Consider the following 12,636-nt stretch of genomic DNA (forward strand, 5'->3'; position numbering starts at 1 on the left):
CCGGGGGCGGGCAGTGCTGACAGTTTTCCAGCACGCCGCACGCCCAGGGAACGGCGGGTTTCCCGATTCGGCGCCGTTCCGGCGCAACGGCGCCCACGTCCTGCGCCGGTCGCTAGGGTGTCCGGAAAAGTACATGTTTCCGGACGGGAGCACGGGTGGCGTGTTGATGAACCCCCGTTCCAGCGGCCACGGCGCCATGCGGCGGTCGCTCATGGACGCGGCGGCGGCGTCCGCCGTCATCGGGGTGTTCTGGCTTCCTCCGATCATCGCGGTGGCCGGGTCCTGGCGCTCGGTCGCGGGGCCGGCGCTGGCCGCCGTCGCGGTGGCCGCGATGCTGCTGCGCCGGCGTCTGCCGATGGCGGCGACGACGGCAGCGGGCGTCGTGACGGTGGTGGCGAGCGTGCTGGGTATCTGTCAGGATCCGATGCTCGCCACGGCCTGGTGTCTGTACACGGTGGCGCTGACGCGCGCATCGCGGGTTCGCATGTCCGTCCTCGTTCTGGTCGGTGCCGTCGCCGTCCTGGCGAGCGTGACAGGTGTCCCGGAAGGATGGGGGCAGCGTGTGGTGCTCGCGGCCGCGGCCTTGAGCGTGTCGTGGCTGCTGGGGGTCGCCGTCGGGAGGAAGGCCGAGGCCGCCCGGGAGAGCGAACGCGCCCGGGCCGTCGAGCAGGCCGTTCGCGTGCAGCTCGACGTCGCTCGCGACGTGCATGACGTGGTGGGGCACGCCCTCGGCGTGATCAGCGCCGAGGCCGGGGTGACCCGGGGTCTCGCGGACGCGAGCGAGCAGGAGCTCCGTGACGCTCTCGCCGACATCGAGAACCACGCGCGGTCGGCGTTGGAGGACGTCCAGTCACTCGTCCGCTCGCTCCGGGCAGGCCCGGGCGTGCCGCCGGGCCCCGGCCTCTCGCGGCTGCCGTCACTTCTCGCCGCCGCGCGTGCCGCAGGGGTGCTCGTGGACGCGCGCATCACGGCGCCCGAGCAGGTCGACGAGGTCGTCGAGGCGGTCGCGTTCCGTGCCGTTCAGGAGGCGCTGAGCAACGTGGTACGGCACGCGCCGGGCGCTGCCTGCACCGTGGAAGTCCATGCGGACGCCGACGAGCTCGTCGTACGCGTCCGCGACGACGGCCCCGGCAAGGGGAACGGCGTGTCCGGGTTCGGGTTACGGGGCATGCGGGAGCGAGCGCGGCTGGCCGGCGGCACCGCCGGCTGGCGTGACCTGCCGGACCGAGGCTTCGAGGTCGAGGCGCGGCTGCCGCTGGGAGGCCCGCGATGACGCCGGTCAGTGTGTTCCTGGCGGATGACGACAGCCGGTTCCGTGCCGCGTACCGGAAGTTGTTCGAGCGCACCGAGGGTTTCCGTGTCGCAGGGGAGGCGGCCGACGGCGTGGAGGCAGCGCGGCTGATCCTCGCGCTCGCGCCCGACGTGGCCCTGCTCGACGTGCAGATGCCGGGCGGTAGCGGGCTGGACGCGGCCCGCCAGGTCCTCGCCACCGCGGCGAGCACCCGGGTGATCATGCTGACCACGTTCGACCTCGACGAGTATGTGCATGAGGCCCTGACCCTGGGCGCTTCGGGGTTCCTGCTGAAGAACGCGGCGCCGCCAGAGGTGCTCCATGCGGTTCGCACCGTGCACGCGGGCCACGCCATGCTCGCGCCGGAGGTCACCGCGAGGCTGATGCGCCAGTTCACGCCGAGGCGGCCGCGGCATCGGCACGCGTTCGCCGGCGCGCACCTCTCCGCGAGAGAGGTGCAGGTGATCCGCCTGGTCGCGCGCGGGCGCTCGAACCAGGAGATCGCCGACGAGCTGTTCCTGAGCCTGGAGACGGTACGCACCTATCTCAAGCGCATGTTCGCCAAACTGGGCGTGAACGACCGCACCCACCTGGCCGTACTCGCCTACGAGGCAGGACTGTTGCACGAGCCTCGCTGAGGAGTCCCCTTTCGGGGGACGCGGCCCGGCACCTCGCCACCGCAAGCTGGACGAAACCCTCCAGCGATCCAAGGTGTCCAGTGATCGAAGTTTCCGCACTCACCAAGCACTATCGGGGCAAGAAGGCAGTCGACGAGGTCACGTTCACGGCCAGGCCCGGCCGGGTCACCGGCTTCCTCGGCCCGAACGGCGCCGGCAAATCCAGCACGCTGCGCATCCTGCTCGGCCTGGACGCCGCCACCAGCGGACGAGCGCTGATCAACGGGAAGCGCTACCGAGACCTGACAGACCCACTGCGCTCGGTCGGCGCACTGCTGGACGGCGCGGGCCCGGTGCCAGAGCGCCGCGCCGTCGATCACCTGTCGTGGATGGCCCGATCCAACCGGATCCCTCGCCAACGGGTGCGGGAGGTGCTCGAACTCGTCGGCCTGGCGGACGCGGCGAAACAGCGGGTGAAGACGTACTCGCTCGGCATGAGGCAACGGCTCGGCATCGCCGCGGCACTGCTCGGCGAGCCCGAGATCCTCGTCCTCGACGAACCCGTGAACGGGCTGGACCCGGACGGCATCCGCTGGGTCCGTACCTTCCTCGGGGACTACGCGGCCGGCGGCCGCACCGTGCTGCTGTCGAGCCATCTCATGACAGAAACGGCCGACACCGCCCATGACGTGGTGATCATCAACCACGGCCGGGTCGTCACCCAGGGTTCGCTGGCCGAGGTCACGGCCGGCCATGCCTCGCTGGAGGCGGCGTTCTTCGCCCTCGCCGGAGCGCGGTGGTGAACGCGATGACGGCAGCGGTCCGAGCGGAACTGACCAAGATCATCACCCTGCCCGGCGTGTGGATCGTCACCGGCGTCATCCTCGCTCTTGACGTGCTGGTCCAGCTGCAACCCGCCGAGCTCTTCGCCGATGCCGTGGCCAAGATCACGCCTGACGGGAACATCGAAGTCTTCGTCGGGCAACCGCAGCCGGCGTCGGAGGCGATCCTCGGCCTGCTGGCCGGAGGGACGCTGCAGATGGGCCTGTTCCTGCCCGTGCTCGCAGCCGTGATCGCGGGGCAGGAGTTCCGCTCGCGGCAACTCGGCCTGACCGTGCTCGCCATGCCGCGCACCGTCCGCATGGTGACCTCGAAGCTCCTGGCCACGGCACTGTGCGTGCTGGTCGTCGCGGTTCTCATCGCGGCCGTCAACACCGCGTTCATGTACGGCGCCGTCAGAAACTGGAATCCGGGCCTGCTCGTCAGCGGTGAAGCCTTCGCCGGTCACGGCCGGTTCATTTCCTTCGCGGTCTTGTACTGCCTTGCCACCTGCGCCGTCACCACCGTCGCGCGCAGCACCCTGACCGGCGTCATCGTCACCCTGGCGCCGGCCGCTGTCACGATGAGCCAGGTTCTGGCGAGGACCGTCCCGGATCTGGACGCGCTGTTGCCGCTCAGCGCGGCCAGGAACCTCATGCTCGATCCCGGCGTCAACGACCTCACGGCCGGCCGGGTGCATGGCCTGCTCGTCCTGGTCGGCTGGGCCGCCGTGACCGCCGTCGCCGCGGCGGTCACGCTCAGCAGGCGGGACGCGCGATGAGCACCAGCCCGCTACCGGTGAGGACCGTCCGGTTCGGCGACGCGCTGGCCGCCGAGTGGGTCAAGATCACCACTCTGCCCGCCACCTGGATCGCTGCCCTCGTCGCGTTCGGCGTCAACACCGTGCTCGGCTTCATCGCAGGCACGGACGCCGTCCGTGTCGCCGGTCACGACGGTGCCGTGCCGATCGCCCGGCTCGGCATGCTCATGCTGGCGCCGGTCCACGTGTTCATCGCGATCGCGGTCTTCGCGGCAGGCAGCGAGTACCGCGGCGGCCAGCTGCGCGTCAGCCTCACCGCCGTCCCGGACCGCAACCGGCTGTTCGCCGCCAAACTGATCGTCAGCACGGTGCTCAGCCTGATCGCGTCGATACCGGTTGTCCTGCCGGGCTACGTCGTGCAGCACGCTGCGGCGATGCCCGCCGGTGAGATTGCGGTCCGTCTCACGGCTCTCCTGACGGCTTATCTGCTGCTCGGCCTCATCGGTCACGGTTTCGCCGTCATCGCCAGATCGATCACCACTCCGCTCGTCGTGCTCTTCATCACGCCTGTTCTCGTCGCCCCGACGCTTCGGGGTGCCGCGCCGTACCTGGTGACGTTCCTGCCGCACGAGGCGGCCATGAGCCTTGCCGGGATGCCCGCCGACCTCCACCCGGTCACGGGGCTGCTCGTGCTGGCGGGCTGGGCGGCTCTGCTGGTCTCCGCCGCCTGGACGGTCTTCCTGCATCGAGACAGCTAGGTGCAGGCGGCGAGGGCCTCCTCAGGTCGGTGCGGGTCCGGCGCCGTCGCGGATCAGCGGGCGGGGGCGGTACACGCGCTCACAGGGTGAGCCGGTGCCCGAGGGGGGCGCGCCAGCCCACGGTGAGCACGGTCGCGTCGTCCTGCAACCAGCCGCTCTGGTGTTCGAGGATGGTCTGGATGAGGCGCCGCAGCGTCTCCGGCGCCGACATCCCGCTGCTCTCCCACCGGACGACGAAGTCGATGAACCGTTCCAGCCCGAACCGCTCCCCGCCGGGGCTCTGCGCCTCGATGACGCCGTCGGTGTAGAAGAGCAGCCGGTCGCCCGGCTGGAGCTGGTAGCGCGACTGCCCCACCGGGGCATCCAGGCCCAGCCCCATCGGCGGATCGGGCACGCTCTCCAGCGTCGCCACCAGACGCCCCTCACGGAGCAGCAAAGGCGGGTGGTGGCCTCGGTTGACCCAGGTCAGCACGCCGCTGTCGAGGTCCAGCTCGGCCAGCACGCCGGTCGCGAACCGGGTGCTGAACTCCTGCTGGATCGCGGCGTCGACGGCCGCGGCGGCCTCCGGCAGGTTCATGCCGCGCCGGCGGCTGTTGCGGATGGAACCGATGGCGATGGTGGCGGTCAGCCCGGCCGAGGTGTCGTGGCCCATCGCGTCGAAGATCGCGACATTCAGCGTCCTGCCGTCCAGCGCGTAGTCGTAGGCGTCGCCGCCCATCTCGTACGCCGGTTCCAGGGCGGTGCTGACCACGACGTCCTCCGTGGCGAACGTGCCGGGCGGCAGCAGGTTCCACAGCACCTCGGCCGACAGCGTCAGCGGGCGGGAGCGGACGATCCTGGCATAGGAGTCGCTGTGCGGCCGCTTGCTCACGATCAGCAGCGCCACCAGGGACGCGAGATGTTTCACCCGCGTCTCGGTGACGTCGTCGTCGCACGGCACGGTCACGCCCAGCACGCCGAGCCGCTCGGTGCCGTCCAGCAAAGGAGCCCACAACCGCTGCGACCCGTCGCCCGGCGCCGCATCACCGGGGTCGTCCGCGCCGTGCTCCTCCGTGCCGTTCTCCTCCGGGGTCTCCTCGGGAGCTTCCGGCTCGGCGGGCGTGCCGTTCGCGCCCGCGCGCGTGCGGACGATCTCCATCCGGCGGTACGCGCGGCCCGCCACCGTGCCGTCGATCCGCATCGTCGCCGGCGGCTCGCCGTCCGGGCCCTCCTGGGCCGGCAGCGGCACGAGCAGCTGCTGCTGCAGGTCGGTCGTGTAGATCACGATCTCGGAGAAGCCGAGGTGCCGCGCGTGCGAGGCGATCTCGCGCGGCAGGTCCTCCATCCCGCTCATGTGCATGACCTGGAGCAGGCCGCCCAGGACCCGCTCACCGTCACTCCCCACGACCGCTCACCCCCCGGCGTTGACCATGTGCCCCACTCCTACCCATGACCGGGGGTTTCGCCCGAGGCGAGCGCGGGTGGAGGGGAGGGTCAGGTGATGGCGAAGCGGTGCAGCAGCTGCTCGGCCCTGGCGAACGCGGACACCACGTCGGCGGCGGTGCGTTCGCCGTCGACGAGGCCGACCGCCTGCCCGGCGTAGACGTAGGCCGTGTCGTAGTCGCCCGACTGGCGGGCGGCGCTCAGCTCGGCGCTCGCCGCGTCGTCCGCGGCCAGCTCATCCTCGTGGCCCTGCCAGCGGTCGAAGTACGCGTTGCGCAGCGCGCGCCCGCCGAACTCCGGGGGCCAGCCGAGCCGCTGCGCGACGTCGAAGACGCGCCCGTACGCGGTGCCGGTTTCCCCGGCCGTGACCACCCGCTGCCGGGCGCCCTCGGGGAGCGCGGACTCGGCGCAGCCGAGGAACGCCGTCCCGACCCACGCGCCCTGCGCTCCGGCCGCCAGCACGGCGGCGAGCCCGCGCGCGGTCGCGATGCCACCCGCGGCCAGCACCGGGACGTCCACCGCGTCGAGCACCCCCTGCAGCAGCGGCAGGGTGGCCACCTCGGCGCGGCCGTGGCCGCCGCCCTCGCCGCCGCGCGCGACGACGATGTCCGCGCCGGTCCTTGCGGCCTCCACCGCCTCCGCCGTGGTGCCCGCCTGGACGGCCACGGTGATCCCGGCCGCCCGCAGCCGCCGCACCGGGCCGGCGTAGTCGCCGAAGCTGACCGACACCAGGGCGGGCCGCGCCTCGATCACCGCGTCGAGCTGGGCGTCCGTCAGAGCCCATGCCATGAGCCCGATCCCGTACGAGCGTCCGCCCGCGCCCGCCGCGGCGGCCTGCTCGGCGATCCACTCGGGCGTCGAGGTGGGCGCCACGCCGAACGTGCCGAGTCCGCCCGCCGCGCAGACGGCGGCGGCCAGCCGCGCGTCGCCCGCGCCCACCATGGGCGCCGCGACCAGCGGGACGGTCAGCCGGAAGTGGTCAGTCAGCCAGGTGCGCAGCACGGTCGCTCCTTCGTCGTCACTGCAGGTACTTCTCGACCTGGGCCACCGGCGCCGCCTGCGCGTCGTCGGGGTCCATGCCGGCGGCCTGCCGGGCGCGGCGGCGGCGCAGCAGGTCCCAGCACTGGTCGAGGGTCTCCTCCAGGTGGGTGAGCCTGGCCTGCTGCTCCTGCCCGGCCGACTCGCGCTCGGCGCGCAGCCCGTGCTCCTCCTCGACGAGGTCGTGGATGCGCTGCAGGATCCGCTGTTCGTCCATGAACCTTCCTTCGTTCCCCGTGGCACGCGGGCGTCCGGCCCGCGGATCGGACCACCGTACAACCGGCCGATCGCTGCGCCTCGGGTGGCCCCCGCACCGCACAACAGCGTGAATCCCCACAAAAGGGGCGGGTCATGCCGGCGTGGGCGGGACACGGGGCCTGCACGGGCCTCCCGCGGGGGTCAGAGCTTGCGGCCCACCACGCCGTACGCGCCCGCGTCCTGCGGGTCACGGGAGACGGGGGCGTCGGGACGCCAGTCGAACACCGGGACGAGGCCAGGCTCCTCCAGCTCGTACCCGTCGAAGAAGCGCATGATCTGCTCGCCGGAACGCGGGGTGAACGCCAGCGCCTCGCTGTTGTAGGCGTCGGCGCTCGCGCCCACCAGCTTCGGCGCGAAGTCCGCGGTGACGTGCGAGATCGCCAGGTAGCTGCCGGGCGCGAGCGCCGCGCTGTAGCGGGCGACGAGGCCGAACGGGTCCTCGTGGTCCTTGATGAACATCAGCGTGCCGACGATGACGAGCCCGACCGGCTTGCTGAGGTCGATGGTCTCCAGCAGGTCGGGGTGCTTGAGGATGGTGTCGGGGTCGCGCAGGTCGGCCTCGATGTACGAAGTCCGTCCCTCGGGGGTGCCCTTGAGCAGCGCCCGCGCGTGCAGCATGACGATCGGGTCGTTGTCGGCGTAGACGACCCGCGCGGCCGGGTAGGCGTCCTGGGCCACCTCGTGCGTGTTGCCCTGCGTCGGGATGCCCGTCCCGATGTCGAGGAACTGGGTCACCCCCTGGGCGGCGATGTGGCGTACGGCGCGGCCGAGGAAGGCGCGATTGTCGCGCGCGCCCTGGACGACTCCGGGCGAGGCCTTCGCCGTGGCCTCCGCGACCGCGCGGTCCGCGGCGAAGTTGTCCTTCCCGCCCAGCCAGTAGTCGTAGACGCGCGCCGAGTGCGGGACGGACGTGTCGATCCGCGGGTGAGGGCTTTCCTCGCTCATGGGGGCCTCCTGGGGGATGACGGAGTACAAGAGATGATCATATGTCGCGAAAGATCGCCTGCGTGGGCCTATTTCCGCGTCGAGCAGGGGTCAGCCCGTCACCCGCAGGTCCGCGAACAGCGCACGATGGTCGGACCCCGGCACGTCGAACACCCGCACCGCCACCGCCCCCGCCCGCGCGTCCGTCAGGACATGGTCGATGGCCACCAGCGGCGGCAGCGAGCGGCCGTGCGGCCACGTCGGCACCAGCGCCTGCCCCGTGGAGTCGGCCGCGTCGGTGTAGCCGGTGGCGAGCAGCCGCCGGAAGACCGCGTGGTCGAGCGTGGCGTTGAAGTCGCCGGCCAGGACGCGCGGCGGCCCGGAGCCGGGCGCGGGCGGCAGCGAGGCGACGCCGTCGTGCCACTGCGGCACAGTCGTGGGCACGGGCGCCACCGGGTGCACGACGACCACCTCGACGGACGACCCGCCGGGCAGCGCCACCTCGGCCACCGGCATGTGGTGCCCTACCGGAAGGAACAGTCCCGTCCGCTCGCGCAGGGGGTGACGGCTGTAGACGCCGCTGCCCTCTGGCCCGCGCGACTCCGGCCTGGTGATCTGGTACGGCAGCAGGCTCTCCAGCCCGGCGGCCCTGAGCCGGTCGCGCGCCGACCAGGTCAGCTCCTGCAGCGACAGGACGTCCACGTCGAGCCTGCGGACGAGGTCGGCGATGACGGCGGCGTCGCCGCGGCCGCCGTTGAGGTTCGCGGTGAGCACCCGCAGCGGCCGCCCCCGGGTGGGCGGCTCGGCGGCGACGGTCCGCGGCAGCACGCACCAGGCCAGGCACAGGCACACCACCGCCATGACCGCGGTCGCGGCGCGCAGCCGCAGCGCGCCCATCACCACCAGCGCGACCAGCGCCGCGACGGCGAAGTAGGGGGTGAAGGCGACCAGCGGTACCAGCAGCACGCCGGTCTCCAGCCCGCCCACCCGCACGGCCGTACCGGCCGCGAACACCACCGCCACCGCGGCGGCGATCCGCCCTCGCCACACCCGGCGGGGGCGCGCCGCCGTCTTCGTCTTCTCACGTACGAGCACGGGCTCCCACGGTAGGCCCCTTTCCTGAGAAGCCGATGAGGAAGAAATCTACAATGTAAAGACGCGGGCTCGCCTCAGTGGACGGAGAAACCCCCGTCGACGAAGAGCATCTGCCCGGTCACGAACGCGGACGCGTCGCTCGCCAGGAAGACCGCCGCGCCCGCGAAGTCCTGCGGGACGCCGTTGCGCCCGGCCATGTGCCGCGCGGCGAGCGCCTCGACGCGGCCGGGGACGGCCTGCGCGGGGGCGGTGAGCGGGGTGAGCACGAACCCGGGCACGATCGTGTTGACGCACACCCCGTGCGCCGACCACGCCTCGGCCTGAGAGCGGGTGAGCCCGGCCAGGGCGGCCTTGGCGGTGCCGTAGACGCCGCTGTCGCCGAACGCGCTGATCGACTGCTGCGAGCCGACGTTGAGGATGCGGCCCCATCCACGCGCCGCCATCCGGGGCCCGTGGTGCTGCCCCAGCAGGTACGGCGCCGTCAGGTTGACCGCCAGCGTGCGTTCGTAGTCGTCGGCGGTGAGGTCGGCCATCGGCTTGCGGATGTTGTTGCCGGCGTCGTTGACCAGGATGTCGATGTCGCCGACAGTGTCGTCGACGGTGTCGCAGACACGCCGGAGGTCGTCGCGCCGGCCCAGGTCGGCGCTGATGGCATGGGCGGTGACACCGTGAGCGCGTAACCGTTCGACCGCCTCGTCCAGCGGGTTCTGCCTGCGCGCGACGATCACGACCTCGGCCCCGGCCCGCCCGATGGCCTCGGCCATGGCGTACCCGATGCCCGAACTGCCCCCGGTGACGAGCGCCCGGCGGCCCCGCAGGGAGAACAGCTGATCAAGATAGTCCGACGACATCGACATGGCCCGTCAACGTACACCCCTGGAGACTCGCGTGAACCTTTCCGGCTCCTCGCCCGACTGTGCAGGGTGACGGGAGGATGAGTTGACCTCCTCCCCCTCGTGAACGAGGGGGATTCCCACGGTCGCCCGTGAGGTTTCCTGCTTCACTGCCGGTTGCCCGCCCGAGAGGATTCTCGTTGAGGTCTTACACCAGCTCCACAGGCGTTTCAGCTCTCCGCCGGCCCGGCGGCGAGGGTGTTTGCGATCGTTCGTCCGGTGGCTTGGTTGTCGCCACCGTCGAACAGATTACCGAACCGTGTCGTGTCGCGTGGCGTTTTGACGCCGGTTCGCCTGACGGCGAATCGGCTGCCCCTGTCCTGTTCCGCAGGGGTCCGATTCCTCCCCCGCCTGAAGGCGGGGGTCTCCTCGGAGGCATGTGATGACCGATGAGGTACTGGTGGTGCGTGCTCAGCTGGGTGAGCGCGCGGCGCTGGCGGAGTTGCTGTCGCGGTGGCGGACGCCGGTGTGGGTCTATGTGCGCCGCATGCTGGACGCCGACCGGGCCGACGACGTGACGCAGGAGATCTGGCTGTCGGTGGTCCGCGGCCTGCCCCGGCTGCGCGACCCGGGCCGGTTCGCGCCGTGGTTGTTCACGATCGCCCGCAGGTCGATCACCGACCGGCTGCGCGGCGAGTACGCCCAGGCCGAGGAGACGCCCGTGGCGGGCGACGCGGTCGTCGACGACCCCGTCGAGGCGATGGTGGATCGTGCCGCCCTGGTGAGCGTGCTGTCGGAGCTGCCCGTCCTCGAGCGGGAGGTTCTCGTCCTGTTCTACCTGGAGGACCTGCCGGTGGACGTGTGCGCGGACATCTGCCGGGTTCCCGCCGGGACGGTCAAGTCCCGGCTCAACCGCGCCCGTCGCCTGCTGCGTGAGCACCTGGAGGAGAAGGGATACAGGCCATGACGGATGAGCCGCGCCTGTCGGCGCAGGAAATGATCGAACGGCTGGCGCCGACGCTGTCGCGCGCGACCCGGATCCGGGCGGTGACCGCGCTGCTGGCCGGCGTGGCGGGCGTCGTGTTCGTGGGCACGTTGTGGTGGTCGGAGCCGGGCCCGCTGCCCGGTCGTACGCATGTGGCGTTCGGGCTGTTCACCGTGATCTGCCTGGCCTGGGCCGCGTACGGCGGGTGGCTGCTGACGCGCAAGGTCGCGTTGTTCGCCACCGATCGGGTGGTGGCCGCCTGGATCGGCCTGGTCGCCTCGCTCGCCACCACGGCGGCCGTCGTCTTCGTGGCCGCGCAGCGCGGCGCGGGCGTGGGACTCCCCTTGGGGGCCGGGTTGCTGATCGTCGCGGTGGCGTCGGCGCTGGTGGTGCGCTCCCACGCCCGGCGGGCCGCGCTGCTGCGCCGCCTGCGCGAGCTGACCGGACGGGACGAGCGGTGAACGCGCTGGAGACCGTGGGGCTGGGCAAGCGGTACCGGCAGCGGTGGGCCCGGGAGAGGTGGGCCCGGGAGAGGTGGGCGCGGGAGAAGTGGGCGCTGCGCGACGCCGGCGTCGCGGTGCCCGCCGGGGCCAGGGCCGCGCTGGTCGGGCCGAACGGCGCGGGCAAGTCGACGCTGCTGAACCTGGTGTCTGGGCTGCTGAGGCCCACCAGCGGCCGGGTGGAGGTGTTCGGCCGGCCGCTGGAGCGGGCCGCGGTCGCGTTCGTGGCCCAGGACAAGCCGCTGTACCGCCGGTGGAGCGTCGACGACATGTTGCGCTTCGGCGCCGCCACCAACGCCCGCTGGGACCGCGCGGCCGCGCGGTCGCTGCTGGACGGGCACGACATCGGCCCGCGCGAGCGGGTGGACCGGTTGTCCGGCGGCCAGCGCACGCTGCTCGCGCTCGCGCTGGCCGTCGGCAAGCGCGCCGACCTGGTGGTGCTGGACGAGCCGCTGGCCGAGCTCGACCCGCTGGCCCGCGTCCAGGTGATGGGCGTGGTGCGTGAGCTGGAGGCGACCGTGCTGCTGTCGTCCCACATCCTGGCCGATCTGGCCGGGGTGTGTGACCACCTGATCCTGCTCGGCGGCGGCCGGGTCCGGCTGTGCGGCGGTTTCGCCGAGCTGCTGGGCGACCGTCCCGCCACCGGCCTCGAAGACCTGGTGCTGCACCACCTGCGCAATCTTCCTGAGGAGGCCCGATGACGGGGCTGCTGTGGGTCGCCTGGCGCGGGCAGCGCGCCCAGGCCGCCGCCATCGCCGCGCTGCTCCTGCTGTACGGCGCCGCCGTCGTGGCGGAGCGGCTGGAGCCGGGGCTGAGCGGGCTCACCTTCCAGCTGTCGGGCTTCCTGGCGGGCGCGATCTGCCTGATCTGGGGTGCTCCTCTCGTCGCGAGGGAGTTCGAGGCCGGCACGTACAAGCTGGCCTGGACGCAGGGCGTGTCGAGAGGCCGCTGGCTGGTCGCCGTCCTCGGGGTGGCGGCGGGCGGCGCCGTGGCCGCGGCGGCCGTTCTCGCCGCGGTGCTGGCGTGGGGCCTGCCGGACGCCGGGGGTGATTCTCTGGCCTGGGCGTACTACGAGAGCCATGGCGTGGTCCCGTTCGGCAGGGCGCTGTTCGCACTGGCGCTCGGCGTCGCGCTCGGCGCGGTCACCCGGCACACGCGGATCGCCATGCCGTTGTCGGTGCTCCTGGTCGGCGTCGCCCAACTCGCCGCCCGGGCCCTGCGCGCCCGGTTCGACATGCCGTTCTGGACCCTGCAGTGGACGGAGACGGCGGCCCACCTGCTCCTCGCCGTCGCCCTGACCGCTGCCGCCTACGTGGCGATCCGGCGCTGAGCGTGC

The 12,636-nt window shown here is 72.4% G+C and carries 15 protein-coding genes; 9 read left to right on the top strand and 6 right to left on the bottom strand.

What is annotated here, in order from left to right; translation table 11 throughout:
* Positions 1-166 precede the first annotated feature (166 nt).
* The 5 genes from BLR04_RS19075 to BLR04_RS19095 all read left to right on the top strand — a co-directional run bounded on the left by BLR04_RS19075 (position 167) and on the right by BLR04_RS19095 (position 4,245).
* Positions 167-1,273 (top strand): sensor histidine kinase, encoded by a 1,107-nt coding sequence (locus tag BLR04_RS19075; RefSeq protein WP_176903175.1) that lies wholly within the window; start codon positions 167-169, stop codon positions 1,271-1,273.
* Positions 1,270-1,929: a response regulator gene (locus tag BLR04_RS19080; RefSeq protein ID WP_090766804.1), complete on the top strand. Its 660-nt coding sequence runs from the start codon at positions 1,270-1,272 to the stop codon at positions 1,927-1,929. The genes BLR04_RS19075 and BLR04_RS19080 overlap by 4 nt, the downstream gene beginning before the upstream one ends.
* A gap of 80 nt (positions 1,930-2,009) precedes the next feature.
* On the top strand, positions 2,010-2,711 hold the full coding sequence (locus BLR04_RS19085; protein ID WP_090766807.1) for an ABC transporter ATP-binding protein: 702 nt from the start codon (positions 2,010-2,012) through the stop codon (positions 2,709-2,711).
* Positions 2,712-2,716: 5 nt separating this feature from the next.
* Entirely contained in the window at positions 2,717-3,508 is a 792-nt protein-coding gene (locus BLR04_RS19090) for an ABC transporter permease (RefSeq protein WP_143022103.1), read from the top strand.
* The gene (locus tag BLR04_RS19095) at positions 3,505-4,245 is read left to right on the top strand and encodes a hypothetical protein (protein WP_143022104.1); all 741 of its coding nucleotides are present in this window, start codon (positions 3,505-3,507) and stop codon (positions 4,243-4,245) included. The genes BLR04_RS19090 and BLR04_RS19095 overlap by 4 nt, the downstream gene beginning before the upstream one ends.
* Before the next feature lie 79 nt (positions 4,246-4,324).
* Here the strand turns inward: BLR04_RS19095 and BLR04_RS19100 are convergent, their stop codons facing one another.
* The 6 genes from BLR04_RS19100 to BLR04_RS19125 all read right to left on the bottom strand — a co-directional run bounded on the left by BLR04_RS19100 (position 4,325) and on the right by BLR04_RS19125 (position 9,839).
* A complete protein-coding gene (locus BLR04_RS19100) occupies positions 4,325-5,629 on the bottom strand; it encodes a PP2C family protein-serine/threonine phosphatase (protein ID WP_245740336.1) in 1,305 nt (434 codons plus the stop codon).
* Positions 5,630-5,718: 89 nt separating this feature from the next.
* Entirely contained in the window at positions 5,719-6,669 is a 951-nt protein-coding gene (locus BLR04_RS19105) for an NAD(P)H-dependent flavin oxidoreductase (protein ID WP_218129062.1), read from the bottom strand.
* A 16-nt stretch (positions 6,670-6,685) separates the two neighbouring features.
* A complete protein-coding gene (locus BLR04_RS19110) occupies positions 6,686-6,922 on the bottom strand; it encodes a DUF2630 family protein (RefSeq protein WP_090766815.1) in 237 nt (78 codons plus the stop codon).
* 182 nt (positions 6,923-7,104) lie between these two features.
* A complete protein-coding gene (locus BLR04_RS19115) occupies positions 7,105-7,908 on the bottom strand; it encodes an SAM-dependent methyltransferase (protein ID WP_090767291.1) in 804 nt (267 codons plus the stop codon).
* A gap of 90 nt (positions 7,909-7,998) precedes the next feature.
* The gene (locus BLR04_RS19120; protein WP_090766817.1) at positions 7,999-8,982 is read right to left on the bottom strand and encodes an endonuclease/exonuclease/phosphatase family protein; all 984 of its coding nucleotides are present in this window, start codon (positions 8,980-8,982) and stop codon (positions 7,999-8,001) included.
* Between the two features lie 74 nt (positions 8,983-9,056).
* Positions 9,057-9,839 (bottom strand): SDR family NAD(P)-dependent oxidoreductase, encoded by a 783-nt coding sequence (locus BLR04_RS19125; protein WP_218129063.1) that lies wholly within the window; start codon positions 9,837-9,839, stop codon positions 9,057-9,059.
* 418 nt (positions 9,840-10,257) lie between these two features.
* Here BLR04_RS19125 and BLR04_RS19130 point away from each other — a divergent pair, with 418 nt between their 5' ends.
* The 4 genes from BLR04_RS19130 to BLR04_RS19145 are packed head-to-tail and all read left to right on the top strand — an operon-like array spanning position 10,258 to position 12,630.
* Entirely contained in the window at positions 10,258-10,782 is a 525-nt protein-coding gene (locus BLR04_RS19130; RefSeq protein WP_090766820.1) for an RNA polymerase sigma factor, read from the top strand.
* Positions 10,779-11,261, top strand: a complete 483-nt coding sequence (locus BLR04_RS19135; protein WP_090766823.1) for a hypothetical protein — start codon at positions 10,779-10,781, stop codon at positions 11,259-11,261. The genes BLR04_RS19130 and BLR04_RS19135 overlap by 4 nt, the downstream gene beginning before the upstream one ends.
* Entirely contained in the window at positions 11,258-12,001 is a 744-nt protein-coding gene (locus BLR04_RS19140; protein ID WP_090766827.1) for an ABC transporter ATP-binding protein, read from the top strand. The genes BLR04_RS19135 and BLR04_RS19140 overlap by 4 nt, the downstream gene beginning before the upstream one ends.
* Positions 11,998-12,630, top strand: a complete 633-nt coding sequence (locus BLR04_RS19145) for an ABC transporter permease subunit (RefSeq protein ID WP_090766830.1) — start codon at positions 11,998-12,000, stop codon at positions 12,628-12,630. The genes BLR04_RS19140 and BLR04_RS19145 overlap by 4 nt, the downstream gene beginning before the upstream one ends.
* The last annotated feature ends 6 nt before the right edge of the window (positions 12,631-12,636 follow it).

The organism is Nonomuraea maritima, assembly GCF_900100395.1.
Classification (GTDB): domain Bacteria; phylum Actinomycetota; class Actinomycetes; order Streptosporangiales; family Streptosporangiaceae; genus Nonomuraea; species Nonomuraea maritima.